This is a genomic window from Enterobacter sp. MF024, from assembly GCF_005843915.1.
Classification (GTDB): domain Bacteria; phylum Pseudomonadota; class Gammaproteobacteria; order Enterobacterales; family Enterobacteriaceae; genus Enterobacter; species Enterobacter barmai.
In genome coordinates this window covers 564,847-590,407 of the sequence record NZ_VCBB01000003.1, presented here as the reverse complement: position 1 = coordinate 590,407, position 25,561 = coordinate 564,847, and the positions used below count along the sequence as shown (strand labels likewise).

At 57.7% G+C, this 25,561-nt stretch carries 25 protein-coding genes and 1 tRNA gene; 7 read left to right on the top strand and 19 right to left on the bottom strand.

Annotated elements, in window-relative coordinates; genetic code table 11:
• Positions 1–3 precede the first annotated feature (3 nt).
• From FFB58_RS09295 to tesA, 7 genes are all read right to left on the bottom strand, one after another.
• Positions 4–462 (bottom strand): NfeD family protein, encoded by a 459-nt coding sequence (locus tag FFB58_RS09295; protein WP_138369700.1) that lies wholly within the window; start codon positions 460–462, stop codon positions 4–6.
• Positions 459–1,373, bottom strand: coding sequence for an SPFH domain-containing protein (locus tag FFB58_RS09290; protein WP_138369699.1), 915 nt, complete (start codon positions 1,371–1,373; stop codon positions 459–461). Before FFB58_RS09290 ends, FFB58_RS09295 begins: the two co-directional genes overlap by 4 nt.
• A gap of 177 nt (positions 1,374–1,550) precedes the next feature.
• Complete coding sequence (locus FFB58_RS09285; protein WP_138369698.1) at positions 1,551–2,405, bottom strand: hypothetical protein; 855 nt, start codon at positions 2,403–2,405, stop codon at positions 1,551–1,553.
• Positions 2,406–2,716: 311 nt separating this feature from the next.
• Positions 2,717–5,107: a hypothetical protein gene (locus FFB58_RS09280; RefSeq protein WP_138369697.1), complete on the bottom strand. Its 2,391-nt coding sequence runs from the start codon at positions 5,105–5,107 to the stop codon at positions 2,717–2,719.
• Between the two features lie 598 nt (positions 5,108–5,705).
• Positions 5,706–6,560 carry a co-chaperone YbbN gene (locus tag FFB58_RS09275; RefSeq protein ID WP_138369696.1) on the bottom strand — a complete coding sequence of 285 codons (855 nt, stop codon included), beginning with the start codon at positions 6,558–6,560 and terminating at the stop codon, positions 5,706–5,708.
• Positions 6,561–6,617: 57 nt separating this feature from the next.
• The gene (locus FFB58_RS09270; protein ID WP_138369695.1) at positions 6,618–7,427 is read right to left on the bottom strand and encodes an SDR family oxidoreductase; all 810 of its coding nucleotides are present in this window, start codon (positions 7,425–7,427) and stop codon (positions 6,618–6,620) included.
• Entirely contained in the window at positions 7,417–8,040 is a 624-nt protein-coding gene (gene tesA / locus FFB58_RS09265) for a multifunctional acyl-CoA thioesterase I/protease I/lysophospholipase L1 (protein WP_171029951.1), read from the bottom strand. Before tesA ends, FFB58_RS09270 begins: the two co-directional genes overlap by 11 nt.
• Between tesA and ybbA the strand changes: the two genes are divergently transcribed.
• The 3 genes from ybbA (at position 8,011) to FFB58_RS09250 (ending at position 12,436) form a co-directional block, all read left to right on the top strand.
• On the top strand, positions 8,011–8,697 hold the full coding sequence (ybbA, locus tag FFB58_RS09260; RefSeq protein WP_039032596.1) for a putative ABC transporter ATP-binding protein YbbA: 687 nt from the start codon (positions 8,011–8,013) through the stop codon (positions 8,695–8,697). The two genes, tesA and ybbA, sit on opposite strands and share 30 nt — an antisense overlap.
• Positions 8,694–11,108, top strand: a complete 2,415-nt coding sequence (gene ybbP / locus FFB58_RS09255; RefSeq protein WP_138369693.1) for a putative ABC transporter permease subunit YbbP — start codon at positions 8,694–8,696, stop codon at positions 11,106–11,108. Before ybbA ends, ybbP begins: the two co-directional genes overlap by 4 nt.
• A 182-nt stretch (positions 11,109–11,290) precedes the next feature.
• Positions 11,291–12,436 (top strand): porin, encoded by a 1,146-nt coding sequence (locus FFB58_RS09250; protein WP_039032589.1) that lies wholly within the window; start codon positions 11,291–11,293, stop codon positions 12,434–12,436.
• Positions 12,437–12,531: 95 nt separating this feature from the next.
• Here the strand turns inward: FFB58_RS09250 and mnmH are convergent, their stop codons facing one another.
• From mnmH to ppiB, 7 genes are all read right to left on the bottom strand, one after another.
• Entirely contained in the window at positions 12,532–13,602 is a 1,071-nt protein-coding gene (gene mnmH / locus FFB58_RS09245) for a tRNA 2-selenouridine(34) synthase MnmH (RefSeq protein ID WP_138369692.1), read from the bottom strand.
• 74 nt (positions 13,603–13,676) lie between these two features.
• Positions 13,677–14,744: a 5-(carboxyamino)imidazole ribonucleotide synthase gene (purK, locus tag FFB58_RS09240; protein ID WP_039032587.1), complete on the bottom strand. Its 1,068-nt coding sequence runs from the start codon at positions 14,742–14,744 to the stop codon at positions 13,677–13,679.
• Positions 14,741–15,250, bottom strand: coding sequence for a 5-(carboxyamino)imidazole ribonucleotide mutase (gene purE, locus FFB58_RS09235; protein WP_039032586.1), 510 nt, complete (start codon positions 15,248–15,250; stop codon positions 14,741–14,743). Before purE ends, purK begins: the two co-directional genes overlap by 4 nt.
• Before the next feature lie 170 nt (positions 15,251–15,420).
• Positions 15,421–15,609, bottom strand: coding sequence for a hypothetical protein (locus FFB58_RS09230; RefSeq protein ID WP_039032585.1), 189 nt, complete (start codon positions 15,607–15,609; stop codon positions 15,421–15,423).
• A gap of 70 nt (positions 15,610–15,679) precedes the next feature.
• The gene (locus FFB58_RS09225) at positions 15,680–15,889 is read right to left on the bottom strand and encodes a YdgH/BhsA/McbA-like domain containing protein (RefSeq protein ID WP_039032584.1); all 210 of its coding nucleotides are present in this window, start codon (positions 15,887–15,889) and stop codon (positions 15,680–15,682) included.
• 143 nt (positions 15,890–16,032) lie between these two features.
• A complete protein-coding gene (gene lpxH / locus FFB58_RS09220) occupies positions 16,033–16,755 on the bottom strand; it encodes a UDP-2,3-diacylglucosamine diphosphatase (protein WP_138369691.1) in 723 nt (240 codons plus the stop codon).
• A gap of 3 nt (positions 16,756–16,758) precedes the next feature.
• Positions 16,759–17,253 carry a peptidylprolyl isomerase B gene (gene ppiB / locus FFB58_RS09215; RefSeq protein WP_039032582.1) on the bottom strand — a complete coding sequence of 165 codons (495 nt, stop codon included), beginning with the start codon at positions 17,251–17,253 and terminating at the stop codon, positions 16,759–16,761.
• A 172-nt stretch (positions 17,254–17,425) separates the two neighbouring features.
• Here ppiB and cysS point away from each other — a divergent pair, with 172 nt between their 5' ends.
• Positions 17,426–18,811 carry a cysteine--tRNA ligase gene (gene cysS, locus FFB58_RS09210; RefSeq protein ID WP_138369690.1) on the top strand — a complete coding sequence of 462 codons (1,386 nt, stop codon included), beginning with the start codon at positions 17,426–17,428 and terminating at the stop codon, positions 18,809–18,811.
• 87 nt (positions 18,812–18,898) lie between these two features.
• Here cysS and FFB58_RS09205 read toward each other — a convergent pair whose 3' ends face one another.
• The 5 genes from FFB58_RS09205 to folD all read right to left on the bottom strand — a co-directional run bounded on the left by FFB58_RS09205 (position 18,899) and on the right by folD (position 23,398).
• Complete coding sequence (locus FFB58_RS09205; RefSeq protein ID WP_138369689.1) at positions 18,899–19,423, bottom strand: metal-dependent hydrolase; 525 nt, start codon at positions 19,421–19,423, stop codon at positions 18,899–18,901.
• Positions 19,424–19,495: 72 nt separating this feature from the next.
• Positions 19,496–20,512, bottom strand: coding sequence for a Mal regulon transcriptional regulator MalI (gene malI, locus FFB58_RS09200; RefSeq protein ID WP_039032579.1), 1,017 nt, complete (start codon positions 20,510–20,512; stop codon positions 19,496–19,498).
• A 74-nt stretch (positions 20,513–20,586) separates the two neighbouring features.
• Entirely contained in the window at positions 20,587–22,086 is a 1,500-nt protein-coding gene (locus FFB58_RS09195) for a PTS transporter subunit EIIC (protein ID WP_138369688.1), read from the bottom strand.
• A 231-nt stretch (positions 22,087–22,317) separates the two neighbouring features.
• The gene (gene ybcJ / locus FFB58_RS09190) at positions 22,318–22,530 is read right to left on the bottom strand and encodes a ribosome-associated protein YbcJ (protein WP_023334767.1); all 213 of its coding nucleotides are present in this window, start codon (positions 22,528–22,530) and stop codon (positions 22,318–22,320) included.
• A gap of 1 nt (position 22,531) precedes the next feature.
• Complete coding sequence (folD, locus tag FFB58_RS09185; RefSeq protein WP_039032577.1) at positions 22,532–23,398, bottom strand: bifunctional methylenetetrahydrofolate dehydrogenase/methenyltetrahydrofolate cyclohydrolase FolD; 867 nt, start codon at positions 23,396–23,398, stop codon at positions 22,532–22,534.
• A 223-nt stretch (positions 23,399–23,621) separates the two neighbouring features.
• Here folD and FFB58_RS09180 point away from each other — a divergent pair.
• The 3 genes from FFB58_RS09180 (at position 23,622) to yajD (ending at position 25,526) form a co-directional block, all read left to right on the top strand.
• Positions 23,622–23,698 (top strand) — tRNA-Arg (locus FFB58_RS09180).
• A 116-nt stretch (positions 23,699–23,814) separates the two neighbouring features.
• The gene (locus FFB58_RS09175; protein WP_138369687.1) at positions 23,815–25,113 is read left to right on the top strand and encodes a Fic family protein; all 1,299 of its coding nucleotides are present in this window, start codon (positions 23,815–23,817) and stop codon (positions 25,111–25,113) included.
• A 65-nt stretch (positions 25,114–25,178) separates the two neighbouring features.
• Positions 25,179–25,526: an HNH nuclease YajD gene (yajD, locus tag FFB58_RS09170; RefSeq protein WP_039032575.1), complete on the top strand. Its 348-nt coding sequence runs from the start codon at positions 25,179–25,181 to the stop codon at positions 25,524–25,526.
• Positions 25,527–25,561 lie beyond the last annotated feature (35 nt).

Here is a 25,561-nt window from a genome sequence, read left to right as displayed (position 1 = left end):
TTCTTATCGGGAGAGGGCGCGGATGCGAAGGGTGATCCCCTCGACGGCCACCACTTCAACTTTTGTACCGGCGGCAAAGTCGGCATCGGCAATCACCGGCCATGAGCTGTCGCCGACGCGCATATGGCCGCGTCCGTTCACCAGGGCGGTATCCAGCGTAAACTGCATCCCCACCAGCTGTTGTCCACGCTGGTTGAGCCGGGCATCGGCGGGTTTCTGGGCGCGCACCTGGCGTGAGAGCCAGCGCCACCAGAGCCAGGCGGCAATCAGGGTGAGTACCGCGAAAAGCACCCCCTGCCAGGCCCAGTCGAAGGGTAAGATCCACACCAGCAGGCCGGTGATAACGGCCGCCACGCCGCTCCACAGCAGATAGCCGTTGCCGCCAAGCATCTCTGCCGCCAGCAGCAGGCCGCCGAGACTCAGCCAGAAGACGTGCGGATGTGCAGCAATTAACGCGATCATAATTTGCGCTCGTTGCCGCTGTTTTTAATCAGCTCCGCGATCCCGCCGATCGAGCCCATCAGGCTGCTGGCATCCAGCGGCATCATCACCACCTTGCTGTTCTCCGCCGAGCCGATGGCCTGCAGCGCTTCGGTGTACTTCTGTGCCACAAAGTAGTTCACCGCCTGGATATCCCCGGCAGCGATGGCCTCCGAAACCATTTTGGTGGCGCGGGCTTCTGCTTCTGCCGAACGTTCACGGGCTTCGGCCTGCAGGAAGGCAGACTGGCGTTCGCCTTCGGCTTTAAGGATCTGCGACTGTTTTTCCCCTTCGGCTTTGAGGATCTCCGCCTGGCGCACCCCTTCGGCCTCCAGAATGTAGGCGCGCTTGGTTCGCTCAGCCTTCATCTGGGCGTTCATCGAGGTGATCAACTCTGCTGGCGGGCGCACATCACGGATCTCAATACGCGTGACTTTAATGCCCCACGGGTTGGTGGCTTCGTCGACGATGTGCAGCAGGCGGGTATTGATGCTGTCGCGCTGGGAGAGCATTTCGTCCAGCTCCATCGAGCCGAGCACGGTTCGGATATTGGTCATCGTGAGGTTGATGATGGCTAACTCAAGGTTGCTCACCTCGTAGGCGGCTTTCGGGGCGTCAATCACCTGAATAAAGCACACCGCGTCGATGGTCACGTTGGCGTTATCCCGGGAGATGACCTCCTGCGACGGGATATCGAGCACCTGTTCCATCATATTGATCTTGCGGCCAATGCGGTCCATAAACGGCACGACCAGGCTTAACCCCGGCTGCAGCGTATTGGTATAACGACCAAAACGCTCAACCGTCCACTGGTAGCCCTGCGGAACAATTTTGACGCCAGCGGCGACGATCACCAGCGCCACGAAGATGAGAATAGGGATGACGATGAACATGTAAAACCTCCTGTTTTGTATTCCATGTTGCGATAACAATTGTTCGTTTGTTGCCCATTAGTATATCGGCAAACAGGGGGAAATTCGCCTTGAATCAACGAGCCGGGCAGGGTCCAGACATAAAAAAGCCCCGCTAAAAATAGCAGGGCGACGGGGTTTTTAGTCGGCAGCGGCAGGTCAGGCGTCGGGATGGGGGTAAGCGAAGTCAGAGATGTACTGCTCGCCCGCTTCGTTGATTGCCCGTGACAGCCCGGCATAGTATTTTTCCAGGCCAATGGCTTCAATCTGCTGCAGCTGTTCGCGCACCGGGGCGCAGAACAGACCGGCATTACCGGCTTCGACGCGCTTATTGTTAGGCGGCAGATCGCCGGTGATCGCTTTGAACCAGGTGCGGATCCCCTGTTTGAGGTTATTTGGCGCTTTTGACAGGTTATCGATACCGGTCAGCACCTGCAGGGTCGGGAACTGATCCTCTGCCACGGCGCTTTTCAGGCGGTCAAAGAACTGGCTGAACAGCTCAAAGGAGCCCAGTTCGATGATTTTCGGCTTCGTTGTTTTACCGTTTTTATTGCCGATTTTGCTCGCGGCAGGAGTCGTGGACGGCACGATACCTGTCTTATGCAAGTCTAATCCGAACAGCAGATTGCAGTGGGCACGACGCTCTTTCAGCGGGTAAGACATCAGCACTTCAATAAACTTCGTCGCCATCACATCCGACAGCTTATGGTTGATCAGCCACTGCGAGCGGGAAAAGTCTGCCGGGGAGACAAACCATTCCGGAACCTCGTCGTAGCGCTTCGACTTACCTTTCCCATCAAATTCAATGAAGTGCGTGCCGTTGTCGAAAGCGAATTTGCAATTTTTAAAGCTGCCAATAGTGGTATTAACGATCAACGCTTTTTTTACGAAATCAACGACTTCAGGGCCAATAACAAAGCTGGTCTCTGCCGAGGAGTGGATGACTTGCATTAATGTTTCTACATTAGGAACACCCGGCTTAAGGGAGGTGAACTCATAAAAGATATGTGTCATGCCGCATACTTCCTATAGTTAAAAGCGAGCCATTTTTATCGCGAAAAAGTTTAACATCTCCCGCAAGATGAGGCTATTAGCACCGCGTGCGGGAGTTTTGCGCCGATCACAAATGGAAAATAAAGGTTACTACAGGCAAGTAAAGCGTACAAAAGTGCGGACATCCGCAAGACTGTTTTGAAAGTGATAAGCCTTTTTATCTGTTTAACAGCGTTAAACATTAGCAAGACTTAAGTAAAGTTCGGGTAATGCAATGAAAAAGGCCGCCATAAAGGCGGCCATAAGTGCTGATTTAACCCTGCAAGATGCGATTAAAAATCGCCAGAGATACCTGCGCCTGCCATCCAGCCGTTATCGAAGGAGCTTGATGCCTGCACATTCACGGCAACGTGCGGGGTAATGCCTTTTTGTAGACCGGCAGCGAGCGCTGCGCCATCCCCATTTGCCGTCCCCGTCGACAGAGCCCATGAATCATCGGAGTGATAATGCAGGCTCGACATTGCCGCTGCGTTATTCAGACCGCGTTTGAGATCGTTGCGGGTCTCATCGATCTCTTTCGCATTACGTTCAATGGCTTTGCTGTTGTTCGTAATGTGTTGACTGTTGCTGTCGATGCGTTGGCTGTTGCCCGAGATACGCTGACTGTTGTTGTCGATACGCACGCTGTTACCCGAGATGCGCTGGCTGTTGCTGTCGATGCGTTGGCTGTTACCCGAGATGCGCTGGCTGTTGCTGTCGATGCGTACGCTGTTGCCCGAGATGCGCTGACCGTTGCTGTCGATCCGCTGGCTGTTGCTCGCAATCCGCTGGCCATTGTTGTTCACCTGGTTACGGGTCGTTTGATCCACGTAGTAACTGTTGACCTGGCTGATGGAGTAAGTGTTACCCGCGGCCTGGCTGGTGCTGGTCGTCGTCTTCTTCGGCGGCACGTTATAGACCGGTGCTGGCGGCGCGGTGACAACCTGGGTGGTGGTGGTGACCGGCGCGTTCGGTTTCGGCGGCACATTATAGACCGGGGCTGGCGGGGCGGTGACAACCAGTGTGGTTGTGGTCACCGGTGCGTTCGGTTTCGGCGGCACGTTGTAGACCGGGGCTGGCGGGGCGGTGATAACCTGGGTGGTCGTGGTCACCGGCGCGTTCGGTTTCGGCGGCACGTTGTAGACCGGGGCTGGCGGGGCGGTAATAACCTGGGTGGTCGTGGTCACCGGGGCGTTCGGTTTCGGCGGCACGTTGTAGACCGGGGCTGGCGGCGCGGTGATAACCTGGGTGGTGGTGGTCACCGGTGCGTTCGGGTTCGGCGGCACGTTATAGACCGGGGCTGGCGGGGCGGTGACAACCTGGGTGGTCGTGGTCACCGGGGCGTTCGGTTTTGGCGGCACGTTGTAGACCGGGGCTGGAGGCGCGGTGATAACCTGGGTGGTGGTGGTGACCGGCGCGTTCGGTTTCGGCGGCACATTATAGACCGGGGCTGGCGGGGCGGTGACAACCAGTGTGGTTGTGGTCACCGGTGCGTTCGGTTTCGGCGGCACGTTGTAGACCGGGGCTGGCGGTGCAGTGACAACCTGGGTGGTCACCGTTGTCTGCGGTGTAGGCGGCACGCTCTGGTTCGGCGCAGGCGGCGCGACAATTGTCGGTACGTTGCTGGTCACCGTTGTCTGCGGTTTAGGCGGCACGCTCTGGTTCGGCGCAGGCGGTGCGACAATTGTCGGTACGGAGCTGATCACCGGGGTCTTCGGTGCTGGCGGCACGCTCTGGTTCGGCGCAGGCGGTGCGACAATTGTCGGTACGGAGCCGGTCACCGGGGTCTGCGGTTTAGGCGGTACGCTCTGTTTCGGCGCAGGTGGCGCAACGAGAGTCGGGACGGAGCTGGTAACCGTTGTCTGCGGTTTAGGCGGCACGCTCTGCTTCGGCGCAGGCGGTGCGACAATTGTCGGTACGGAGCCGGTCACCGTTGTCTTCGGTGTAGGCGGCACGCTCTGGTTCGGCGCAGGCGGCGCGACAATTGTCGGTACGTTGCTGGTCACCGTTGTCTGCGGTTTAGGCGGCACGCTCTGCTTCGGCGCAGGCGGCGCGACAATTGTCGGTACGGAGCTGGTCACCGTTGTCTTCGGTGTAGGCGGCACGCTCTGGTTCGGCGCAGGCGGCGCGACAATTGTCGGTACGTTGCTGGTCACCGGGGTCTGCGGTTTAGGCGGCACGCTCTGCTTCGGCGCAGGTGGCGCGACGAGAGTGGGCGCGGTGCTGGTCACCGTTGTCTGCGGTTTAGGCGGCACGCTCTGGTTCGGCGCAGGAGGTGCAACGACAGTCGGAATATTCGATGTCAGCGATGCTGGCTTAACAGGAATAGCCACAGGCGCAATCGATCCATCCTTAAACGCGTTGCGGGCGGCCTGCAGCTGGGTCTGGGCAAGTTTAAGATCGTTACGGCGTTGGTCGATCAACTTGAACGCATCCAGATGCTTCTGGGCGGCTGCGGCGGCTTGAGGCGAGGTCGCACCATACTGATTGATGGTATTCATCATTTCTATGTTGCTGACATGCTCAGCTCTGAGCGCGGCGGCATAATTTTTATGCACCAGATGCTCAAAATCAGCTGCACCTTTCAGGTTCGCTGCGGCCTGGTCCGCAGTTATCGCATAAGCGCCCGGAGCCATGAGGCACAACGACACTGCCGATGCGATCAGTTTAATGGTGGTTTTCATCTCTACGTATCCTGAGGTCAATCGTTTGATCGTGTTGTTAATTGCAGAGTGACAGAGAGTTTCACGGCTCTGGCTCTGAGAGTGTTTGCAGGATTATTAATTGTCTTTTTGTTGTCTTTTTTGTAACTAAACACTGTTGTGTGTGTCTTATTTTTGAGGATTCTAACCAATAAATAGTTATTGGCAAGTCAGTTTGTGAGTGTTTTTAAATGTCTACATTTAGTCATGCTTCAAACGAAAGAGATGAGGTTTTCGCTTAGAGATTATTGTTGCTAAAAGTGTGTGGTTAGTCTTTTTTAGGAGAGTTTGTAAGCAATTTTACGTTTTGTTACCTATTAACGCCTCGAAAGGCGGGGTATTTTTAATTTTTTGTTTTGAGTTTGTTATGTGTTTTATTGACTAATTGCAGACTTTTGAGTGGCTTTGATTTGTGTTTTTTCGATGAGAGGTAAAGGTCAGTTCAACAGGAAATAAAAACAGTTAATCTGTCCATAGACTGAAAATAGTTCATCGTCAGGAGAGAGGCGGAAATGATAAGGAGAGGTTAAATCGGAGAAGAGCCCGGCAGGCAAATTGCTGCCGGACAGACAGAGCAGGATCAGTACAGCAGAGCGTAAAGCTTACGGCGATAGGAGGAGGCCAGGGAGTCACCCGTGCCGAGTGCCGCCAGAATGTCCTGGAACGTTTTACGCGCCTGGCCGTCAGCGGCAGCCAGATCGGTTTTCAGGTGGCTGAACAGCAGTTCCAGCGCTTCTTCGTTGCGCCCCACCTGATGCAGCTGCAGTGCCAGCTGGCTGGCCAGCGCTGCGTCGGCAGGGCTATTGGCCACCTGCTGTTGCAGTTGCTGAATTTCCGGCGTATCCGCGGCTTTCTTCAGCAGTTCAATCTGCGCCATCAGCCCCTGGTAGCGGGTATCCTGATCCTGAAGTGGGATAGTTTTCAGCACCACTTCGGCGTCTTCAGAACGTTTTAAGACAATCAGCGTTTCCGCCAGCAGCAGGCCAGTTTCGCTGTTCTGACCGGAAAGCTGCCACGCCTCTTTCAGCAGCGGCAGGGCGTCGTCATGTTTGCCTTCGGCCATCAGGGCCGCCGCCTGCTGCGCTTTCAGCTCATCTTCGCGCGGCAGCACTTTATCCAGCAGGGCGCGGATCGCCTCTTCCGGCTGTGGGCCCTGGAAGCCATCCACCGGCTGACCGTTCTGGAACAGATAGACCGTTGGAATGGCGCGCAGGCCAAACTGCGAGGCAATCATCTGCTCGGCGTCGCAGTCGAGCTTCGCCAGAATAAACTGACCGTTGTACTGGGCGGCCAGCTTCTCAAGGACCGGGGTCAGTTCCAGACAGTGCTGACTCCGCTCAGACCAGAAGTAGAACAGCACCGGTTTGGTCATCGACTGTTCAAGGGTCTGGTGCAGGTTTTCTTCGGTAATGTTGACAATATTCTGTACGGACATGCGGCATTCTCGATTATGAGTTTCTGTTTACATGGGGGCGTGACGCGTGGCTTCAACTCAGCCCTGTAAAATTTTGTCCATCATCCGGCCCGGCAGCAGGCGCTTCAGCAGGCCGACGGCGTGGGTCACCAGCGTGACCGGATAACGCATTTTAGGGTTTTTGCTCTCAAAAGCATGGCGCACTTTGGCGACCACCGCCTCCGGCCCCAGCGTAAAACGTGCGGCAATGCCGGGATTTTCCACCGGCTTGTCGGCCTGGGTTTGATTGACGTTGTCGGTAAAGCGGGTGCGGATAGGGCCCGGTTCAATCAGGCTCACCTTAATGCCGCTATGGCGCAGCTCCATGCGCAGCGCATCCGACCAGGCTTCCAGCGCATATTTGCTGGCGGCGTAAGCCCCGCGACCGGGCGTGGAGATGAGCCCCATCACCGAGGAGGTCATCACAATCCGGCCCTCGCCGTGCGGCAACATGGCGGGCAGCAGGCGCATGGTAAGCTGATGGACGCCAAAAAAATTGGCCGAAAACTGCTGTTCAAGCTGCTGGCGCGTAATAGTCTGCAGCGGGCCGTAAACGCCAAATCCGGCGTTGTTGAACAGCCCATACAGGCGATTACCGGTCAGGGCGATCACTTCATCGGCGGCGCGTTCAATGCTTTCTGCACAATCCAGATCCAACAGCACGCCGGCAAAACCCATGTTGTTCATCCGTTCAACGTCTTCGGGTTTGCGGCAGGCGGCCAGCACCCAGAATCCCTGACGCTTCAGTTCAAGGGCGCTTTCAAAGCCAATTCCGCTGGAACATCCTGTTATTAAGACCGATTTTTGCATAACTTTACCTGTCAGGATCTCCGCTGAATTACGAGTCATGTTTAACTAAAGGAGCCAGCCGGGTTGCCATCCAGTCTGCGATAAACGGCTGGGCGTCCCGATTGGGGTGAATACCGTCGTCCTGCATCCACTGCGGTTTCAGGTAGACCTCTTCCATAAAAAAGGGCAGCAGCGGAACATCGAACTCTTTGGCGAGCTTCGGATATATCGCGCTGAAGGCTTCATTATACCGACGACCATAGTTAGCAGGCAGGCGAATTTGCATCAGTAACGGCTGGGCGTTGGCGGTGCGGATATCCTGCAAAATTTTGCGCAGGGTTTGCTCCGTCTGCTGCGGCTGGAAACCGCGCAGGCCGTCATTGCCGCCAAGCTCCACCAGCACCCAGCGCGGCTGATGCTGTTTCAACAGGGCAGGCAGACGGGAAAGTCCCTGCTGGGAGGTGTCGCCGCTGATGCTGCCGTTGACGACCGTCGTTTTGCTCTGCCATTTATCGTTCAGCAGCGCAGGCCAGGCGGCACTGGCCGCCATCCGGTAGCCAGCGCTCAGACTGTCACCCAGAATTAATAGCGTGTCCGCCGCCGCGGCGCGAAATGAGAACAGAATCAAAAACAGGAAGGGCAAATGCCAGCGGAAAACATTGTTGAAGTTCATCATCTTAAGAAGTCCGTGGGTCAGGGGGAGCACGAGCTTTCCATCCTTACCGGAGTTGAACTCATTGTCAAACGCGGGCAGAGCATCGCCCTGATTGGTGAATCGGGTTCGGGCAAATCCACGCTGCTGGCGATCCTCGCCGGTCTGGATGACGGCAGCAGCGGTGAGGTCAACCTGGTCGGCCAGCCCCTGCATGCGTTGGATGAAGAGGCGCGCGCCGCCCTGCGGGCAAAGCACATTGGTTTTGTTTTTCAGTCGTTTATGCTGATCCCGACCCTTAACGCGCTGGAGAACGTTGAGCTGCCGGGGCTGCTGCGCGGCGAGAATACCGCCCACAGCCGGGAGAGTGCCAGGGCGCTGCTGGAACAGCTGGGGCTGGGTAAACGCCTCGATCACCTTCCGGCGCAGCTCTCCGGCGGCGAGCAGCAGCGCGTGGCGCTGGCCCGTGCGTTCAATGGCCGCCCGGATGTGCTGTTTGCCGACGAACCCACCGGTAACCTCGATCGCCAGACCGGGGACAAAATTGCCGATCTGCTGTTCTCGCTTAACCGCGAGCACGGCACCACGCTGATCCTCGTCACCCACGATCCGCAACTGGCTGCCCGCTGCGATCGCCGCCTGCGCCTGGTGAATGGCGAATTGCAGGAGGAAGCATGATTACCCGCTGGTTCTGGCGCGAATGGCGCTCCCCCTCGCTGCTGATCGTCTGGCTGGCGTTAAGCCTGGCGGTGGCCTGCGTGCTGGCGCTCGGCAGCGTCAGCGATCGCATGGAAAAGGGGCTCAGCCAGCAAAGCCGTGAGTTTATGGCCGGGGACCGCACGCTGCGCAGCTCCCGCGAGGTGCCCCAGGCGTGGCTTGAGGAGGCAAGAAAAGCGGGGCTGAAGGTCAGCGAGCAGTTGAGCTTCCAGACCATGACCTTTGCCGCCGATACACCGCAGCTGGCAAGCGTAAAGGCCGTCGATGATATTTACCCGATGTACGGCGAGCTACAAACCAACCCGCCGGGCCTCAAGCCCGCGCCGGGGACTGTGTTGCTGGCCTCGCGCCTGATGGCGCTGCTGAATCTGAAAACCGGCGACAGCATTGACGTCGGGGATGCCACACTGAAAATCGCCGGAGAGGTGATTCAGGAGCCGGATTCCGGCTTCAACCCCTTCCAGATGGCGCCGCGCCTGCTGATGAACACCGCAGATGTCGCCAAAACCGCGGCGGTACAGCCCGGGAGCCGCGTCACCTGGCGCATTAAGTTTGGCGGCACGCCCGCCCAGTTGAGCACCTATGAAAAGTGGCTACTGCCGCAGCTGAAGGCGGAGCACCGCTGGTCCGGAATGGAGCAGGAGGATGGCGCGCTCGGCAAGTCGCTGGAGCGTTCCCAGCAGTTCCTGCTGCTGTCGGCGCTGTTAACGCTGCTGCTGGCGGTCGCGGCGGTGGCGGTGGCCATGGGCCACTACTGCCGCAGTCGCTACGACCTGGTGGCGATCCTCAAAACCCTCGGCGCGGGCAGGGCACAGCTGCGCAAACTGATCGTCGGCCAGTGGTTGATGGTGCTTACCCTTTCAGCTGTCACCGGCGGGGCGATGGGGCTGCTGTTTGAGAAGGTGCTGATGGTGCTGCTCAAACCGGTGCTGCCCGCCGCGCTGCCGCCAGCCAGCCTGTGGCCGTGGCTGTGGGCGATCGGGGCCATGACCGTCATCTCGCTGCTGGTGGGGCTGCGGCCTTATCGCCTGCTGCTGGCGACGCAGCCGCTTCGCGTCCTGCGTCGCGACGTGGTGGCCAGCGTCTGGCCGCTGAAATATTACATTCCGGCGATTGTGGTGCTGGTGGTGGTGCTCCTCGCCTGGCTGATGGGCGGCAGCATGCTGCTGTGGGCGGTGCTGGCCGGGGCCGTGGTGCTGGCGCTGCTCTGCGGCGTGCTGGGCTGGATGCTGCTCAGCGTGCTTAAGGGGCTGACGGTAAAATCCCTGCCGGTGCGTCTGGCGGTGAATCGCCTGCTGCGCCAGCCGTGGTCAACCCTCAGCCAGCTGTCGGCCTTCTCGCTGTCGTTTATGCTGCTGGCTTTGCTGCTGGTGCTGCGCGGCGACCTGCTGGATCGCTGGCAACAGCAGCTCCCGCCCGAAAGCCCGAACTACTTTCTGATTAACATCGCCCCGGAGCAGGTGACGCCGCTGAAGACGTTCCTCTCGGAGCATCAGATTATCCCCGAGTCCTACTATCCCATCGTGCGGGCGCGTCTGACCCAGATTAACGGCCAGTCTACCGAGGGTAATAAAGATGAATCCCTTAACCGCGAGCTGAACCTGACCTGGCAGGATAAACGCCCGGATCATAACCCCATCACCGCCGGAACCTGGCCGCCAGGCGCGGGGGAAGTGTCAATGGAGGAGGGGCTGGCAAAACGCCTGAACGTCGCCCTGGGAGATACGGTGACCTTTACCGGCGATACCCAGGACTTCAGCGCTAAAGTCACCAGCCTGCGCAAGGTTGACTGGGAGAGCCTGCGGCCAAACTTCTTCTTCATCTTCCCTTCCGGGGCGCTGGACGGGCAGCCCCAGAGCTGGCTGACCAGCTTCCGCTGGGAGAACGGCAACGGCATGCTCACCCAGCTTAACCGCGAGTTCCCGACCATCAGCCTGCTGGATATCGGCGCGATCCTGAAACAGGTCGGGCAGGTGCTGGAGCAGGTGAGCCGGGCGCTGGAGGTGATGGTGGTGCTGGTGACGATTTGCGGAGTGCTGCTTTTGCTGGCGCAGGTGCAGGTCGGGATGCGTCAGCGCCATCAGGAGCTGGTGGTTTATCGCACCCTGGGCGCAGGTAAAAAACTGCTGCGCACCACGCTCTGGAGCGAGTTCGCCCTGCTGGGACTGGTGGCTGGCCTGGTGGCGGCCATCGGAGCCGAAACCGCGCTGGCGGTGCTGCAAACCCGGGTGTTCGACTTCCCGTGGGAGCCTGACTGGCGACTGTGGGTGATCCTGCCGCTCAGCGGCGCGGTGATGCTCTCGCTGTGCGGCGGCTGGCTGGGGGCCCGGCTACTTAAGGGCAAAGCCCTGTTCCGCCAGTTCTCCGGTTAATCCCTTTCCGTAATCATCACGCACCGGTTTTTATATCGGTGCGTGATGTCTTGGCAGCATAAAAAGATAAAACACTGAGTGTTAGTGGCACAAATCATTAAAAACCGGACAACACGGACAGATAAATCCTGGTTAATATTCACCTGCTAAATAAATGGCAGTGTGTCTATCAAGGAAAAACAGTGACAATAAATAAAAAAGCGCTGGCAGTCGCTATTGGCGCTGCAGTGGCATTGACGTCTTTTGCATCCCAGGCCGAAATCACCGTTCTGAAACAAGATCCGCAGGCGGGCAACCCGCTGAGCCGCCTGAACTTTACCGTTGGCGGCAGTATTCGTCCCCAGTTCCAGAATATGACCGGCGACGACGGCAAAAACAGCTACAAGCGTAACGGCTTTGACGGCGGCACCCGCTTCCGTTTCGCGGCAGATTACTACCTGTTTGATGACATCAGCTGGGTGAGCTACTACGAGCTGGGTGTGAACATTCCGGCCCAGTTCAACTGGGATAACCACCATGCAGACGGCGCGCGTGATACCTCCCGTCGTATGCTCTACACCGGCCTGAAAAGCGATACCTGGGGTACCCTGACCTTCGGTCAGCAGAACAGCGTTTACTACGATGTGGTTGGTGCGAAAACCGATATCTGGGACTACGACATGATCGGCCAGGCGCCGGGTAACGGCATCAACGGCGACTACGACGGCTCTTACCGTTCACGCCAGATGCTGAAGTACAAGAAAACCCTCGGCGATGCGGACATCTACGCCTCTTACCTGTTCGAAGACAGCGAATACCTGCCGGGCAACGGCCTGCGCTACAAGCGTAAAGGCGGCGGTTCACTGGGTCTGGATTATCGCCTGACCACCGACCTGACCTGGGGCGCGGCGTGGAACTACACCCGTGCGGACATGCGTAATCCGGATAACGGCGACAGCAAAACCTGGGATCAGAATATCCTTGGTACCGCGCTGAGCTGGACCCCGGACAACTGGACCTTCTCCGCAGGCGGCGGCTGGTATCAGAACTTCATGACCAGCAAAAAAGTGTCGGTAAACGACTACTTCGCGGGTGACGCGTGGGGTATTGAGTACTTTGCGGGTTATAAATTCCCGATTGGTCAGTATGCTGTGAAATCCATCCAGCCTTACTTCATGGGCGATCGCATCGAGACCATGAATGGCCGCAACTACCAGCGCATCGACAACGGCGTGGGTATCAGCTTCCAGCTGGATTACGGTTTCCGCGTGGATTACGAGCACGTGTTCACCTCCAGCACCGACGATCTGGGTGATATGAACCTGGTGCGTTTGCGTTACGACTTCTAAAACTGACCCTCACCCTAACCCTCTCCCTGAAAGGGAGAGGGAACAGTCGGGCAGAATCTGTAGGCCGGATAAGCGTTAGCGCATCCGGCTTTTTTTCAGCGGCTCAGCCAATCCGCAACGTCTGCATACGTCCCGCGATAAACAATCTTTTCCGCTTTTTTCTCCAGCTGATAACGGTACATCGGGTCGTAATAGTCATTCAGCAGCGGCGCAAGCCAGCTGAAATGCGCTTCGGTGCTGCCGGTACGCTGCTGATCGTCCAGAGCGCTATCCAGCAGGGCGGTAAATTCGGCATAACGCTGCAACCCCAGACGGCGGCGGATGGCAAACAGTCCGTGGTGCAGATAGTCGCGATACTCCAGCCAGCCCGCTTCTTCTCCCCGCGCCTCGCGAAAGGCCTGCCACATCTGCGCGAAATACTCTTCCCGAAGGCGCTCAAGACGCACTTCAAACGGATCCTCGACCACCACAATCGGCGACTGCGTCATGCGATCGCGCAGGCATTCCGGCAGGTGGTTGGAGCCGATCATCCGGCCTTCGTCTTCCAGTACCCAGCGCGTGGCGTCTTTTTTTAACAGCTCAACCGCCAGATGGTTTTCAAAACTCGCCTGGGAGAGCTGCGGGGCCAGCGTGCGGCCAAAGGAGGAGCCGCGATGGTGCGCCAGTCCTTCGAGATCCACGCCCTGAGGATGCGCCTTCACCAGCAGCGTTTTACCGCTCCCGGTGCAGCCGCCAATCAGCACGCTGGATTTTTGCGCCTGCTCGACGGTCGCCTGCATTGCCGCCTGACGCAGCGCTTTATAGCCGCCCCGAATCAGCGGGTAGTCCACGCCTGCCTCTTTCAGCCACGCCTGCACGATATGCGAGCGCTGCCCGCCCCGGGCGCAGCAGATGTAGCCCTGCGGCCGGGCAAGGCAGGCGGCGCGCCACGCTTCCAGACGCTGTTCGCGCGTCTCGCCACTCACCAGACGGTGGCCGAGCGCGAGCGCGGCTTCCGGCCCCTGGCGCTTATAGCAGGTGCCCACGGCGGCGCGTTCGTCGTCGTTCATTAAAGGCAGGTTGATTGCCGCAGGCATGGCGCCCTGAGCAAATTCCACGGGCGCACGCACGTCAATCAATGGCGTGTCGGCGGTAAGAATGGCGCGGTAGTCCGTCCCATCGTTCATAAGGATCCCTCAAAACAGCGATGGGCAGGATTTTACGCCGGGGAAGGGGAAGGTCAACTCCCCGGCGGTGAGGCTTAGCTGAGTGCGGACTGCGCCCAGGCAATACCGCTGGCGTACTCTGGCGGCAGCAGCGGCACGATAGCGTCCAGCGCGGCGCTCAGGCGCGCGGTGTCGGTATCGTTCAGGTTCAGGTGGCCGACCTTACGACCCGGGCGCACCTCTTTGTCGTACCAGTGCAGATGCACCAGCGGCAGGTTCAGCCAGTCGTAGTTCAGATCGGTGCCGATCAGGTTGATCATCACCGACGGGCTGTTCACCACCGGCTTCGGCAGCGGCAGCCCGGTGATGGCGCGCAGATGCAGCTCAAACTGGCTGATGGACGCCCCGTTTTGCGTCCAGTGACCGCTGTTGTGCACGCGCGGTGCCAGCTCGTTGATCAGCAGACCTTCCGGCGTGACGAAACACTCCATCGCCATCACACCCACGTAGCCCAGCTCCTGCATGATGGCAGAGAGCATGCTTTCAGCCTGCGCCTGCTGGGCTGCGTCCGCCTGCGGGAAGACTACGCTGGTGCGCAGAATGCCGTCCTGATGCAGGTTGTGGGTCAGGGGATAGAAAACCGTGCTGCCGTCGTGGGCGCGGGCACCGACCAGCGACACTTCGCCGCTGAAATTGATGCCCTGCTCAACGATGCACTCGCCGTAGCACTCGTCCGGCAGCTGGTCGGTTTCACCGGCGCGCAGACGCCACTGGCCGCGGCCGTCGTAGCCGCCCACGCGACGCTTGACGATCGCCAGCTCGCCCAGCGTGTCAAACACGCCCGGCCACTGGCCTTTTTCGGTCAGCAGCTGCCACGGCGCGGTGGCGAGATGCAGATCGTCAAACAGCTGTTTTTGCGTCAGGCGGTCGGCGATGATCGGAAAGACGTCGCGGTTGACGAAGGCGTTATGACGCGCCAGCTCGCGGGTTAAGGCGGTTTCAGGCCAGCGCTCAATCTCTGCGGTGATGACGCTTTGCTGAAACGGCACGGCTTCAGGTTCATCGTCCAGCCCAACCGGCCAGACGGTGATCCCCAGCGGTTCACCGGCCTGACGCAGCATACGGCCTAACTGGCCGTTACCAAGGACGCAAACCTGCTTCATGCCGCACCTCGCGGGTCGGGATTGTCCAGCACTTCGTCGGTCTGGGCTTTACGCCAGTCCGCCAGGCGCTGATGGAGTGCTTTATCGTGGGTTGCGAGGATCTGTGCGGCCAGCAGGGCGGCGTTGGCAGCGCCCGCTTTACCGATGGCCAGCGTACCAACAGGAATGCCGCGCGGCATCTGCACGATGGAGTAGAGACTGTCGACGCCGCTCAGGGCTGCGCTCTGAACCGGGACGCCGAGCACCGGCACCAGGGTTTTGGCAGCAATCATGCCGGGCAGATGCGCGGCACCGCCGGCACCGGCAATAATCACCTGATAGCCGTTCTCTTCTGCGCCTTCGGCGAAGCTGAACAGTTTATCGGGGGTGCGGTGCGCGGAGACCACTTCAACGTGGTGAGGAACGTTCAGGATGTCAAAGATTTCGGCGGCGAACTGCATGGTAGCCCAGTCGCTTTTGGACCCCATTACGATGGCGACACGCGCCGGATTATTGCTGGAAGACATGCGTCTTAAAACTCCTGTGGTGCACAACTCTCGGCTTTTGAGGCCACAGAGAATAGCACGATCTACAGGCAAGGAAAACGGTTGCGCGGCTAAAACTTCCGCCAAAGTCTCTCGCTTTATGCGATAAAAAAACCGCCAAAAGGCGGTCTTTTTACAGTCTGCTTTACGGCTTACAGCAGATTGCCTGCGGTCAGGTTCTCTTTGTCGAAGGCATGGTTCACATCAATATGATTCTGATGCACCGCCGTGTCGATATTCGAACCCGCCTCCGGCGTGGAGAAGTGCTGTTCTGCAGCCATCGCGCCAGAGGACAGTGAAGCGGCCAGCAGCAGGGCGCTGACGATACTGATAGTTTTCATTCTCTTTTCCTTTTTCATCGTATTGTCGCTGTCGCTGGGCTCTTATCTGGCGGCACGGCAATCGGGCAAATTATTTAGTCAGTTCAGCGGTCATGTGCACGCGGTTGTCGAACTGGGCGCTGGTGATTTTGTAAGCAGCACCTTCTTTTGCGGCCTGAGCGGCAATTTTCGCTTCTGCACGGTCAAGGGTAGAGGCGGTAGCGCTCACGCTCTGGGCAAAAGAACCGAAAGAGATCAGAGACAGAGCGGCAACTGCAACGAAAGTTTTGATGGATTTCATGGTCGTGTTCCTTAAGCTGTTTTGTTTGGAATAGGGCGTTGTTGCCCTGATGTGAGTAATCATAGGCCGACCAGAGTGTGATTAAAATCAAAACAATTTGCTGAGATAGTCCAAAAAATTTGAATGATTTCTGGGCAGGGATTTCAGAACGGGAAGGCGATAAGCTCCACATCTTCAGGCGTGACTTTGACCATCGAGCCTTCGGTGTGCCAGGCCCCTAACACCACGCGCTTAGCGGGTTCACCGTTTACGGTCAGTCTATGGACGTCCGGGCGATGGGTATGGCCGTGGATCAGCCACTGCACATGGTGCTTTTCCATCACGCTGACCACCGCCTGCGGGTTCACGTCCATGATGGTCATTGATTTGCTGCTGTTAGCGGCTTTGCTGCCGGCACGCATTTTTGCGGCGATACGGCTGCGGATAAACAGCGGCAGGGCGAGAAACAGCGTCTGGATCCAGGGGGTGTGCACTTTGGCGCGAAATGCCAGATAGCCGGTATCGTCGGTACAGAGCGTGTCGCCATGCATGATCAGGACTTTACGGCCATACAGGTCGAGGACGGTCTCTTCCGCCAGCAGGGTCATGCCGCAATCACGGGCGAAGCGCTTGCCCAGCAGAAAGTCGCGGTTGCCGTGGATAAAGAAGCAGGGGACGCCGGAGTCGACCAGCGCTTTAAGCGCACTCGCTATGTCGCGGTGCAGCGGGTTCGGATCGTCATCGCCAATCCAGGCTTCAAACAGATCGCCCAGGATGTAAAGCGCGTCGGCGTGGCGGGCTTCACCCTGTAAAAAACGCAGAAAACCGGCGGTAATCGCCGGTTCTTCTGTTTGCAGATGCAGATCTGCAATAAAGAGTGTCGCCACGAATTATTCGCTGACGGTCACGCTTGTGATCACAACGTCTTCTTTTGGAACGTCCTGGTGCATGCCGCTGCGGCCGGTAGAAACGCCTTTGATCTTGTCAACTACGTCCATACCCTCAACCACTTCTGCAAACACACAGTAGCCCCAACCCTGCAGGCTTTCGCCGGAGAAGTTCAGGAAGTCATTGTCTGCTACGTTGATGAAGAACTGCGCGGTGGCAGAGTGTGGCGCCTGAGTACGGGCCATTGCCAGGGTACCGCGGGTGTTTTTCAGACCGTTGTTCGCTTCGTTTTTGATCGCCGCTTTGGTCTCTTTCTGGTTCATGCCAGGTTCAAAACCGCCGCCCTGGATCATAAAGCCGTTAATAACACGGTGGAAAATAGTGTTGTCGTAGAAACCTTCGCGGCAGTAGTCCAGGAAGTTTTTAACTGTTTCAGGCGCTTTGTCATCAAAGGTTTTGATTACGATATCGCCATGATTAGTGTGGAAAGTAACCATTTTTGCATCCTGTTCCGTTATAGTGGTGCTTCGACCCCGCCAGGGGCCACAATAAGCGCTTGTTATAGCATAACCGCAACGCGCGATCACCTTGCATTACTTGCTGCTTCCGGTTTGAATTACCATTAGAATATGCCGTTTTCACCCACACACGTCTCACATGGAATCTTCGATGTTAAAAATCTTCAACACACTGACGCGCCAAAAAGAGGAATTCAAACCTATTCATGCCGGGGAAGTCGGCATGTACGTGTGTGGTATTACCGTTTACGATCTCTGTCATATCGGCCATGGCCGTACCTTTGTCGCCTTCGACGTGGTTTCACGCTACCTGCGTTTCCTCGGGTACAACCTTAAGTATGTACGCAATATCACCGATATTGACGACAAAATTATTAAGCGCGCTAACGAAAACGGCGAAAATTTCGTCACCTTAGTCGATCGCATGATCGGTGAAATGCACAAGGATTTTGACGCGCTGAATATCCTGCGCCCAGACCTTGAGCCGCGCGCAACGCACCATATTCCGGAGATCATCGAGATCACCGAACAGCTGATTGCCAAAGGCCATGCCTACGTGGCGGACAACGGTGACGTGATGTTCGACGTGCCGACAGACCCGCACTACGGCCAGCTCTCCCGTCAGGATCTGGATCAGCTCCAGGCCGGGGCGCGCGTGGACGTGGTTGACGTGAAGCGCAACCCGATGGACTTCGTGCTGTGGAAGATGTCCAAAGAGGGCGAGCCAAGCTGGCCATCCCCGTGGGGCGCGGGCCGTCCAGGCTGGCACATTGAATGTTCGGCCATGAACTGCAAACAGCTGGGTAACCACTTCGATATTCACGGCGGCGGTTCTGACCTGATGTTCCCGCACCATGAAAACGAAATCGCCCAGTCCACCTGCGCGCATGACGGCGAATACGTGAACTACTGGATGCACTCCGGCATGGTGATGATTGACCGCGAGAAGATGTCTAAATCGCTGGGCAACTTCTTCACCGTGCGCGACGTGCTGAAGTATTACGATGCCGAAACCATCCGCTACTTCCTGATGTCCGGTCACTATCGCAGCCAGCTGAACTACAGCGAAGAGAACCTCAAGCAGGCGCGTTCTGCCCTGGAGCGTCTGTACACCGCGCTGCGCGGCACCGACACCTCCGTGCCGGCGGCCGGCGGCGAGGCGTTTGAAGCCCGCTTCATCGAGGCGATGAACGACGACTTCAACACCCCGGAAGCCTACTCTGCGCTGTTCGATATGGCCCGTGAAGTGAACCGCCTGAAAGGGGAAGATGCCCACGCCGCCAACGCGCTGGCTTCCCATATGCGTAAACTCTCCGGCGTGCTCGGCCTGCTGGAGCAGGAGCCAGAAGCGTTCCTGCAGAGCGGTGCGCAGTCGGATGACGGCGAAGTGGCGGAGATTGAAGCGTTAATCAAAGCGCGTCTGGAAGCGCGTCAGGCGAAAGATTGGGCCGCTGCCGATGCCGCGCGTAACCGTCTGACCGAGATGGGTATTATCCTGGAAGATGGCCCGCAGGGTACGACCTGGCGCCGTAAGTAAGTTTGTTACGCCCGGCGGCGCTTCGCTTGCCGGGCCTACAAGCCGGTTTTCTCCCTCTCCCTGTGGGAGAGGGCCGGGGTGAGGGCATCAGCGCGCACGCTTCCACCACAACATCCCCATCACAACCACCCCCGGCAGCCATACCCACAACAGTTCCGAGATAATCACCTGATGCCCGTACGGCGTGGTATAGCGTGAGAGCGCAAAGGGCGCGACCTTAATCACCTGCCACGGCGCGAAGAAGCGTTCATCCGACCACGGCCATAGCCAGCCGACCCCTTTACCGCCCGTCGTCACCGAGTCCAGCAGGCTGTGCGACAGCAGCGACAGGGTTAAAAACAGCCAGCAGCGCATCAGCCCCGCCCGGAACCATCGTCGCCCGGCCAACACGCAGAGTAACGGCACCACAAAGGCAAACAGCAGCGAGTGGGTAAACCCGCGATGACCAAAAATATTTCCGTAGGCGACGCCAAACTTAAATGACAGCACGTCGGCATCCGGCAGCATAGCGAGAACGATCCCGGCGAACAGTAGGCGAGGGGGAATAACCCGGGTGCCCAGCCCCAGACCTAAGCAGATCGGTACGGCGGCGTGAGTAATGATGGTTGGCATAGTGATTATCCATGGCAAATCATGGAAATATAGCAGAGCGCCGCTGAACTCAGGGCCGGGCGGAAATCTGAATTATGCCGATTCCCGCGCGACAAGCTGTCCGGAGAGGGTAATGCGCTGGGTTTGCAGCTCAGGCTCTTTCAGCTGGCGGATCATCAGCCCCGCCGCCTGACGCCCGGTCTCTTCGCTGGCGGAGGAGACATAGGTAAACGACGGAGAGGTGAGATTCACGTGCAGCATATCCTCAAACCCCACCAGCGCCACCTGCTGGGTAAGAAAGACATCTTTCCCCACGGTACGGCCAACGTGATGAATGCCGGAGATGGAGCCGATCATCGCATCCGGAGAGTGGCAGAGCAGGGCGGTGATGGTGTTGTTTTTCTCCAGCAGCTGACGGGTGGCGAAGCTCACCGCCTGGGTATCGTCGCTGCAGGCGGGGGCGGATTCGTCGCGGAACACCAGCCCGTTTTGCGTCATCGCGCTGCGAAAACCCAGCAGGCGCTGCTCGCGGATCAGATCGCCCTCCCTGCCGCCGATATAGGCGATATTGCGGTGGCCGCGCTCAATCAGATAGCGGGTAGCCAGATGCGCCGCCTGACGATTATCGCGCATCACCAGATTGCAGGTTTCGTTGAGCAGCGACTGCGACACCGCCACCAGCGGCAGCGGGCACTGGCGGATCAGCGCCGGCAGCGCGGCATGACGCGTATCGGAAGCCAGATAGATTACCCCGGCGACGCCCTGCTGTTTGAAAGAGAGCAGGCAGCGCTCGAGGTGCTCGCCGTCGTTCAGCGGCTGGCCGAGAAAGACCATATAACCCTGCTTTTCCAGCTCCTGGACGATGCTGGCCATCACTTTGATGGAAAAGCTGTCGCTGAAATCGCGCAGGATCAGGCCGATAAGATTGGAGGTGTTGGCGCGAAGATTGGCGGCGGCCACATTATGCACGTAGCCCAGGGCGGTGATGGCGGCGTGGACTTTTTCAATCGTCGCCTCTGAGATCTTTCCTTTCTGACGCAGAACCAGCGAGACGGTAGAAACAGATACCCCTGCCTCTCTGGCGACATCTATGATGCTGACCTTCTTCACATCTTCTCCCTGAAATGCCTGATAAGACAACGCCTCCCGTAAGAGTACAGGAGACGTGTCGGTCAGGCAGCTTATTATTTACCGATCATGGTCGACATCGTCTGGGCGATAAACTGCGCCCGGGCGCCAAAGATAACCTGAATACCGGAGTCGCCAACAAAGACCACGCCGCGCGCGCCGAGGCCGTTCAGACCGTCCTTATCCACCATGTCGCTCTTCGCCACTTCCAGACGCAGACGGGTGATGCAGGAGCCCACAGAGTCGATGTTCTGCGCCCCGCCCAGCAGGCCGATGATCTCCGTGGCGATTTCGGTGTCGGTTTTATCATCCGCGTTGGCCGTCACGTCGGTGCGGCCCGGCGTTTTCACGTCGAAACGACGGATCACGAAGCGGAAGGTGAAGTAGTAAATCAGCGCCATCGGAATACCGATGATAATGGCGTTCAGGAAGTTGGTCTGATAGCCGTTAAACGACGGCAGGATCCCGAACGACAGGTAGTCGATAAAGCCAGCGGAGAAGGATTTGGCGATGTGCGCATGCAGCAGGTACATGGTCATATACGCCAGGCCCGCCATAATGGCGTTAAAGACATACAGGATTGGCGCCACGAAGATAAAGGTGAACTCGACCGGCTCGGTGATCCCCGTCAGGAAGCAGGTCAGCGCCGCAGAGAAGAGGATACCGGCGGCAATCTTTTTGTTTTTGGTGTGCGCTTCGTGGTACATCGCCAGACAGGCCGCAGGCAGGGCAAACAGCATCAGCGGGAATTCGCCCTGCATGAACTTACCGGCGTTCTGATAGGTGTCGCTGCTGAAGGATTTCACCCCTTCTTCCAGCATCTTGAACCAGATGGTCTGGTCGCCGTGGATAACCTGGCCCGCCTGGGTAGTGTAATCCCCGAACGAGTACCAGAAGGAGGGGTACCAGATATGGTGCAGACCCAGCGGGATCAGCGCGCGTTCCACCAGACCGAAGATAAAGGTCGAGGCTGCCTGGTTATCGCCGTTCACAATCACCGACAGCGCGTCGATACCGGCCTGGATATGCTGCCAGACGTACGGCAGCAGCAGACCCATCACAAACGCCAGGAACGCCGTGGCAATGGCGACAAAACGCTTCCCGGAGAAGAAGCCGAGGAACTCCGGCAGCTGCATGGTGTGGAAGCGGTTATAACACCACGCGGCGAGGATCCCGCACAGCAGGCCGCCAAAGACGCCCATCTGCAGCGTCGGGATGCCCACCACCATGGCGTACTTACCGCCCTGAGAGGCCATCTCCGGCGTGATGCCGAGTACGGTGCCGATGGTGATGTTGGTGACGAACACCGCCACCGCCGCCGACAGCGCCGCGATACCGGATTCAGATGCTAGACCGACGGCCGAGCCGATGGCGAACAGCATCGGCAGGTTATCAAAAATAACGCCGCCCGCGTTCATCATTAGCGGCAGATGGAATTTATCGCCGAAAGCCAACAGCAGGCCTGCAGCGGGAAGCAGCGAGATCGGCAGCATTAACGCGCGACCAATCATCGACAGTTTTGACAACGATTTAACCAACCCTGACATCAGACCCATGCTGATTTCCCCCGAGTACGCTCTGTGAGCGCTATTATAGTGAGTAGAACGTTTTAGTAGAACGTTCTACTTATCGTGAGGAAAGCCTGAAATTCGCGCAACTTAATTTTCACATTTCAACAGATGAAATAATGATTATTTGAAGTTGATCGATAATTAACCGTGATGGGAATGGGGATTTTTTATCCCCTCTCCCTGTGGGAGAGGGTTAGGGTGAGGGCATCAGACAGCTCAGGCCGTTACGGTGACGCTCTGACCTTCAAAACTTACGGTCTGTCCGGCAACGATTTTGCAGCGCTTACGGGTTTCTACCACGCCATCAACCTTGACCAGACCGTCGGCAATAACGATCTTGGCCTGGGCGCCGCTTTCGCTCCAGCCTTCGAGCTTCAGCAGATCGCACAGCTCAACGTGCGGATGTTTACCTAATGAAAATGTCGCCATCTTACGCTTCCTCTACGTCGTGATACTCAACGCATGCCTGCAAAGTATTCTGAATCAGTGTTGCTACGGTCATCGGGCCTACGCCGCCCGGAACCGGAGTGATATAAGAGGCACGTGCGGCGGCATCTTCATACACCACGTCGCCGACCACTTTGCCGCTCTCGAGACGGTTAATCCCCACGTCCACGACAATTGCCCCTTCCTTAATCCACTCACCCGGAATAAAGCCCGGCTTACCGACCGCCACGATCAGCAGGTCGGCATTTTCGACGTGCTGGCGCAGATTCTTGGTAAAGCGGTGGGTAACGGTGGTGGTGCAGCCGGCGAGCAGCAGCTCCATGCTCATCGGGCGACCGACGATATTGGAGGCGCCAATGACCACGGCGTTCAGGCCGTAGGTGTCGATGTTATAACGCTCCAGCAGGGTGACGATGCCGCGCGGCGTACACGGACGCAGGCGAGGCGCACGCTGGCACAGGCGGCCCACGTTATACGGATGGAAACCGTCGACGTCTTTATCCGGCGCGATACGTTCCAGTACCTTCACGTTGTCGATGCCCGCAGGCAGCGGCAGCTGAACCAGAATGCCGTCGATCTCTTTGTCGGCGTTCAGGGTATCAATCAGCTCAAGCAGCTCTGCTTCTGAGGTGGTTTCCGGCAGATCGTAAGAGCGGGAGAGGAAGCCAACCTCTTCGCACGCTTTACGTTTGCTGCCGACATAAATTTGTGAAGCCGGGTTGCTGCCGACCAGCACAACGGCCAGCCCGGGAGCGCGTTTTCCAGCGGCCCGACGTGCTGCCACTTTTTCCGCAACCTCAGAGCGCACCTGCTGCGCAATCGTTTTACCGTCAATAATCTTTGCTGCCATCAGAGAGAAGATTCCGTCTGTAAGGAGTGAAAGGGGGGATGAGCATATTTTGTCAGAAGCGCGCGCTGCTGTCAGTCACACTTTGCGGATTTTCCTGTTAAGCGGTGCTGTTGCAGGGCATGGGTATGAACTACAAGAGGATTGTACTAAAATGCATTGACTCAACCTGAGTTGACCGTATAATTCCACGCGCTTCACCACTGCGAAGTTTCTTCTTCTCCGTGCGCCCTTAGCTCAGTTGGATAGAGCAACGGCCTTCTAAGCCGTAGGTCAAAGGTTCGAATCCTTTAGGGCGTGCCATTCAAGCACCGTTTTCTCCCCCAGACTTTTCACTTTTATTGATTCTGCGTCATGTGCTTTTTCACATCTCTGCGTTAAACTATCTCAAATATTGGATATTTTGAGATAGTTTAATCATGGCCATTAAACGTCCTCCCGGTCTGATACCTCTGGAATTTCTGACGGGAGCCGATATTGCTGCCCATCAGCAATATGCACGCACCACTGACGACAAAGGCCGGTATCTTCCCTTTGATGCATTCAGACACCGGGTATCCCAGCGCGAGAACGTGGCGCTTGCCTGGACCCTGACGCGTCGCGCCCGCGATGCCGCGCTGCAGCGAATCGATTACCGTAACCAGGCGGGTGATCAGGCCGGATTCGTGCTCACCTCCGCCCTCTTCGCCACCTGCGAAAGGGTAGATAAACAGGCCACCGGTCTGGCGCTGGATAGCCTGATAAACCGCCTGCGTGGCGCGGGAGCGGCGTTGATCCAGCTCCAGCTCGATGAACCGATCACCAGCTCGCAGCTGGAGGGGGCTAATACCACCACGCTGGTGGCCAGAAACATGCTGGGCTCCGGTCGTGCGCCGCGTACCGAAGGCGAGCATATGATCGTCGGTAATGCGCGGCTGATGGCAGCAATCCCTGAATGGTTGAATGAGCCCCTTACACCAGAGCTTATCCGCCGTATGCATGCGACAGGGATGGAGGGGATTAACGATGCGAAGTATCAGCCCGGCGAGTTCCGCACGACAAACGATGTTGTGATTGCCGATTACGACGGCAACGTGATCCATCAGCCGCCAACGGCAGACCAACTCCCGGCCCGCCTGCAGGGCATTTGTGACTGGGTGAACAGCAGCACGGACTATGTACACCCTCTGGTGAAAGCCTGCGTCCTGCATTTCATGATCGCCCACGAGCATCCTTTCCGGGACGGAAACGGGCGCACCAGCCGGGCGCTGTTTTACTGGTTTATGCTGAAATCGGGTTACGAGGCGTTTAAATACATCTCGGTAAGCAGCCTGCTGCATGCCGCCCCGGTGAAATATGCCCAGAGTTACCAGTACACGGAAACGGACGGCATGGATCTGACCTATTTTCTGGAGTACCAGACCGGCATCGTCCGCCGCGCGCTGGACCGGCTTCTGCAGCATGTTGATGGCCTGGTCACCCGGGCGGCAAACATTGAGCGGTTCCTGTTCGAATCGCGGGCCTTATCGCGCCTGACGTCCCGCCAGATCACGCTGCTGAATATCATGCTGGCAACATCGACAACGGCCTATACCGCCGCAGACGTCAGCGAGGCGCTGGGGATATCCGATAATACCGCTCGTAAAGATTTACGCGCCCTGGTGCGTGAAGGGCTGGCTGAGGAAACCGCGGCAAACGATCAGAAAACGGTTTACAAAATCGCGCGAAACCTCGTTTAACCTTCGGTTCCATTCTGCGATATAGTAGGGGCATTCTCGTCTCCTTCTGACAGGTAACACCGGCAATGGCTCTGATCCCAAAAAACTACGCGCGGCTGGAAAGCGGCTACCGTGAAAAAGCCCTTAAAATTTATCCATGGGTATGCGGACGCTGCTCGCGGGAGTTTGTTTACTCAAACCTGCGCGAGCTGACGGTTCACCATATCGATCATGACCATACCAACAACCCGGAAGATGGCAGTAACTGGGAGCTGTTGTGTCTGTTCTGTCACGATCACGAGCATTCGAAGTACACCGAGGCCGACATCTACGGGACAACCGTGGTGGCGGGTGAAGATGCGCAAAAAGATGTAGGTGAAGCCACCTATAACCCCTTTGCCGATCTGAAATCGATGTTGAATAAGAAGAAGTAAATCAAGCCGGGCTGAAAACGGGTAAGTATGTTGAG